Source organism: Peribacillus sp., from assembly GCF_059453735.1.
Map to the genome: position 1 here is coordinate 1 of NZ_JAZVJO010000421.1, position 5,367 is coordinate 5,367.

A 5,367-nucleotide genomic window follows, 5' to 3' on the forward strand; every position below is an offset into this window, starting at 1 on the left:
CTAACGTTTTATTGAAAATGGAGTCAACTTAGCGTTACTTTTAAGGCACTTTTTAGCCTTATGTGTGCACTTCAGTCTGATTTGTGTGCAGAACTTTCCTATTTCTGTGCACTTCAGCTCGATTTGTGTGCAGAACTTTCAATTTTCTGTGCAAAACTCCCCATTTTCTGTGCTAGGCGTTCAATCTCTCTAAAACTCAAAAAAACGTCCCGCCAACTTTCAGCGGGACGTACAGTTTATTTAGCTTACTTTATACCAGCCCATGCCCATGGACCCTTCGCCTAGGTGGGTGCCGATGACAGGACCGAAGTAGCTGATGTCGAATTCTACTTCTGGGTACTGAACCTGTAGTTCGGCTTTCCATTCGATTGCCTCTGCTTCGCGTTTGGCGTGAATGATGACCGCTTTGTATACGCCGCCATCTTCATTGATCGCTTCGCCAAGCAGTTCAGCAATACGCTTCATCGCTTTTTTTCGCGTGCGAATTTTTTCGAAAGGGACGATAACTTTGTCCTTGAAATGAAGCAGCGGTTTAATTTGCAGTATGCTGCCAACTAAAGCTGCAGCCGCACTCAAACGGCCGCCTCGTTGTAGATGACTCAGGTCGTCTGCCATGAAAAAGGCATTCAGTGATTTTTTAATCTCATTCATGCGTTCAATAATCACTTCCGGCTCTTTTCCGTCTAAAGCCATCTGCGCCGCCTCAAGAACATAGAACCCTTGAATACGACAACTCAGTTCTGAATCGAAAGCATATATGTCAATTCCGTCCACTAATTCTCCTGCTGAAATCGCCCCTTGATAGGTACCGCTGATTCCGCTTGAGAGGTGAATGCTGATGATCGCATCATAATCCTGCTTCAGTTCTTCGAATCTCTCCATAAATTGACCGGTCGATGGCTGTGAAGTCGTGGGAAGCTTTTCTACTTTTTTTACTTCTTCGTAAAATTCATCTGCCGTAATATCAATTTCTTCACGATACGCTTCTTTGCCAATGATGACGTTAAGTGGAACCATATGTATGTTTAATCGTTCTCTAATATCCTTAGGAATATATGCAGTACTATCCGTAACAATTGCCGTTTTCATAAACGTCTATCATCCTCATTTCCATTTTCTATTCCCCGACATGGGCTGACCTCTATCATAGCTGAAAATATTCCCAATTGCATTAATAAGTTTGTGGAAATACTCTCCTTATTAAGCAAAAAAAAGTGCCTTCCCACATGGAAAGGCGACCTCTATCAGTCTATTATTTCACTTCAACCCAGCCATTTTTAATCGCAAGTACAACAGCTTGAGTCCGGTCATTTACATTCATTTTTTGGAGGATGTTACTCACATGGTTTTTAACGGTTTTTTCACTAATGAATAGTGTTTCACCAATTCCACGGTTACTTTTACCATCTGCTAAGAGCTGAAGCACTTCACATTCGCGGCGCGTAAGCAGATGCAACGGCTTTCTGATTTCAGGTGCGTAACGCTCATTACCTGAATGTTCTTCCATAGCTAGTCTGCGGTACTCTTGAACAAGATTATGCGTTACCTTAGGATGTAAGTAAGATCCTCCGTCAGCAACCACTTTAACTGCATCTACTAACGCATCTGCATCCATTTCTTTCAATAGATACCCTTGTGCACCTGTTTTCAGTGCATGCGTTACGTAGTTTTCATCATCGTGAATGGAAAGAATGATGACTTTTGTATCTGGGTAGCGTTCAATTAACATACGAGTTGCCTCGACTCCATTGATACGCGGCATATTAATGTCCATGATGACTACATCTGGATGATGGGCCTCAACTAGGCTCATTGCTTCACTTCCGTCATCGCCTTCTGCTACTACGTCAAATGACGCTTCAAAATCTAGTATGCGTTTTACACCTTCACGAAAAAGTTGATGATCGTCAATAATAATAATATTTGTTTTCAAATGTGACGCCCCCTTTGTTTCCTTGGTACTTCTCTTTTTAATTTTCTTTTTTATATGGAACCTGGATACACACAAGTGTACCTACACCAGGATGTGAATCAATCGTTAGCTCTCCTTCGAGCAGTTCAACTCGTTCACGCATTCCCATTAAACCAAATGATCCTTCTTTTTGAATCGAAGAATCAAAGCCAATTCCGTCATCCTTTATCATAACCATTACGAGCTCAGCGGCGATCGAAAGCTTGACCTGAATATTTTGCGGTTTTGCATGTTTAAGAGCATTCTGAATCGATTCTTGAACCAATCGGAAGAAAGCGACTTCCATGTCAGATGGCAAGCGTTTTTCTTCACCAATATTAATAAAACTTAAATGAACACCCGTATTATAATCTTCGGTTGTTTGCAGGTATTTTCTGAGGGTTGGAATCAATCCTAGATCATCCAGCGCCATCGGTCTTAGGTCATAAATAATTCGGCGAACCTCATAAAGTGCATTTCGTACCATTACTTTTAGATTACGGATTTCTGCCAGCGCTTCTTCACTACTGCGTTCTCGGTATATCCGATCAATCAGATCGGAACGCATCATTACGTTAGCAAGCATTTGGGCTGGACCATCATGAATTTCACGCGAAAGCTTCTTTCGTTCTTCCTCTTGAGCCTCAATAATTTTTAAACCGAAATCCTGTTTTCTTTTAGCATCTTCAAGTGCCTCCCCAACAAACTTTAAATCGCTCGTTAGGTAATTTAACACAACAGAAATTTGAGAAACAAGATGAGCTGCACGGTCGATTGTTTGCAATAGACTCTTTAGTCTTCTCTCAAGATCGTCACGCCGATCTCGAAGCTGCCTTTCTAACTGACGAGTCATCTGCAGATCTACCTGTAGTTTATGGGCTCGTTCATAGGCATCACGAACTTGTTCTTCGGAAAACTTATCAAAGTGCATACTCACTTCAGACAAACGTTTCCTAGCAAATCTGGCCTTTGTATCCAAGATGTCGCTTTCTTCTATTACATCTCCCACTCTGACGCGAATTTGCTCAAGTTCTTTTGCCATCGATTCATAATCTTTTCGGCATTGTTCTTCAATTTCAAAAATATCATCTTTACTGCTTCCCACAGTGCTAATCATGGTTTCTAATATCATGTCCAATGCTTTAACATCGACTTTTTTCATGGACATAGAGACCCCTCCGCCTGCACCAACAATTTTCACTGCATCAGTTTTTATATGTCGGTTTATGTACACTTATTTCATTCCTTTTCATTATTAGAAATGCCTCATCCTGTCTACTTAATCAGTTCTTGTCATTTCCAATATCCAACCATTACAATTTACTCACTTACTGTCTGAATTGTATCAAAAGAACGTACATTACATCAATTAACTAAAATATTGTTCAGCTATTTATACCTGCGCTGATTGTCGAATTTTCTTGTAATTGGATAGCTTTTTCCTATTTTTTAACCTTACTAGAAAGTTCTAGTCTATTCTATTATCCTAATGCATTATGTATAAAACAAGCAAATCGAAGGATAAATCATAATTAGACAAAAAAGATAATTATTTTAAATTCAGCAAACGTTGAAACCCTTGTTATTACTGGATTTTCTAAGCAACTGAGGTCAAATGTCGAAAAAAATTGATTGATTTTTACGGAAAATATTCTTTTAAGCATATGTAACTAAGTCAATATATATAGGAATTCTTTCATTATATCATGTAAAAACTTACATTATATTAAGATACCAATACAATATCTTACCGTTTGATTACGAATAATATGATTATCAAAATTGATTTGCTCGTGTAATCCCTAAGCCTTATACTATATGAAACAAACGAACGGAAGGGTGACAAAGGATGCTCTCTGAGTATTTAACGGTAAAGGGAACAGCCATTCATGAAATTATTATTGATAAATCACGCTTTATTGCCCATATTTCACGTACCGAAACCGAAGATGAGGCTCAAGCATTTATCGCCTCCATTAAAAAGCTTCATAAAGATGCCACACATAATTGTTCGGCCTACTTAATCGGCGAACGTGACCAAATCCAAAAAGCCCTGGACGATGGTGAACCAAGCGGCACAGCAGGTGTCCCGATTCTTGAAGTGATTCGCAAAAAAGGACTGAAGGATACGACTGTAGTTGTCACACGTTATTTCGGAGGAATCAAACTCGGTGCAGGCGGATTAATTCGGGCATACAGCCGATCAGCATCTGAAGGAATTAACGCTGCGGGCATCGTTGAACGTACACTTATGAAAGTTATGAACGTTCAAATCGAATATCATTGGCTTGGTAAGCTTGAAAATGAATTACGGGCCTCAACGTATATCATTAAAGACATACAGTATCTTGAAAAAGTTTCAATCCTTATCTTTGTAAAAGAAGATCTTGTTGAAACATTTTCTAACTGGATAACAGAACTGACTAACGGACAAGCAGCGCTTATAGAAACGGGCACACAATATCTTGAACAAAGTAAGGCATAATCGCTTTCTTCTTCAACTATTCCTAACTTTAGTGTTTTTACCAGTAAACTACCACATGAAAAAGAAATATTTATTTTACTCATTGAATAAATCAATGTAGAATGTAATTCGGTATAATTTTTACCCCACAGACGAAATATTAAACTACTTATATTCTTATATTATGAAAATGACATTCTAGGGAATGACTTTTAAAGGAGAAGAAACAATGTCTACTACAAGACGTGTATATAAAGTGAGGAAAACTAGAAGGAAAAAACGAAGAAAAGCTCTTTTATTTTTCATTCCAATATTGATTCTTGTTTTAGCAGCCTCTTCGTATGCAGCCGTTTTATATACGAAAGCTCAAAATATATTTGATGCATCTTATGAATCAGTTGGTACATCTTCTAAACGAGACAGTGCCGTTAATCCGATGGCAGACAATATATCAATATTGTTTATCGGTGTGGATGACAGCAGTGAACGAAATTACCAAGGTAACTCCCGTTCAGATGCATTGATGTTGGCCACCTTCAATAAAAAACAGAAATCAATAAAGCTCGTGAGTATTCCACGTGACTCGAATGTATATATTCCTTCACGTAATACAACATCAAAAATTAACTCAGCACATGCTTTCGGTGGACCAAAGTCTACAATTGAAACTGTCGAAGAGTTATTAGATATCCCAGTTGATTATTATGTCAGAATGAACTTTAACGCCTTTATTGACGTCGTCGATGCACTAGATGGCATTGACGTAAATGTCCCTTACGAAATCAATGAAATGGATTCCAACGATAAAAAGGGCGCGATTCACTTAGAACCTGGCCTGCAAACTCTTGATGGCGAAGAAGCCTTAGCCATTGCACGTACACGTAAGCAGGATAGTGATATCCAGCGTGGAGAACGTCAACAAGAAATTCTCAAAGCAATTGTGGCCAAAGGA

5 protein-coding genes are annotated in these 5,367 nt (G+C 38.9%); 2 read left to right on the plus strand and 3 right to left on the minus strand.

Translation table 11 applies throughout. From position 1 onward, the window contains the following. Positions 1 to 240 precede the first annotated feature (240 nt). The 3 genes from AC52RT_RS13890 to AC52RT_RS13900 all read right to left on the minus strand — a co-directional run bounded on the left by AC52RT_RS13890 (position 241) and on the right by AC52RT_RS13900 (position 3,119). Positions 241 to 1,089, minus strand: a complete 849-nt coding sequence (locus tag AC52RT_RS13890; RefSeq protein WP_495541294.1) for a DegV family protein — start codon at positions 1,087 to 1,089, stop codon at positions 241 to 243. 163 nt (positions 1,090 to 1,252) lie between these two features. Next, on the minus strand, positions 1,253 to 1,933 hold the full coding sequence (locus tag AC52RT_RS13895) for a response regulator (RefSeq protein ID WP_495541295.1): 681 nt from the start codon (positions 1,931 to 1,933) through the stop codon (positions 1,253 to 1,255). A 37-nt stretch (positions 1,934 to 1,970) separates the two neighbouring features. Next, on the minus strand, positions 1,971 to 3,119 hold the full coding sequence (locus AC52RT_RS13900; protein ID WP_495541296.1) for a sensor histidine kinase: 1,149 nt from the start codon (positions 3,117 to 3,119) through the stop codon (positions 1,971 to 1,973). Positions 3,120 to 3,800: 681 nt separating this feature from the next. On the opposite strand from AC52RT_RS13900, the gene AC52RT_RS13905 reads away from it, so the two are divergent. Further along, positions 3,801 to 4,436: a YigZ family protein gene (locus AC52RT_RS13905; protein ID WP_495541297.1), complete on the plus strand. Its 636-nt coding sequence runs from the start codon at positions 3,801 to 3,803 to the stop codon at positions 4,434 to 4,436. Between the two features lie 208 nt (positions 4,437 to 4,644). Further along, on the plus strand, positions 4,645 to 5,367 hold a 723-nt coding region (locus tag AC52RT_RS13910), incomplete at its 3' end, for an LCP family protein (RefSeq protein ID WP_495541298.1).

Coding starts and splice junctions, on each gene's coding strand:
- AC52RT_RS13900 (WP_495541296.1), bottom strand. CDS start 3,119: ATGTCCATGAAAAAAGTCGATGTTAAAGCATTGGACATGATATTAGAA.
- AC52RT_RS13890 (WP_495541294.1), bottom strand. CDS start 1,089: ATGAAAACGGCAATTGTTACGGATAGTACTGCATATATTCCTAAGGAT.
- AC52RT_RS13905 (WP_495541297.1), top strand. CDS start 3,801: ATGCTCTCTGAGTATTTAACGGTAAAGGGAACAGCCATTCATGAAATT.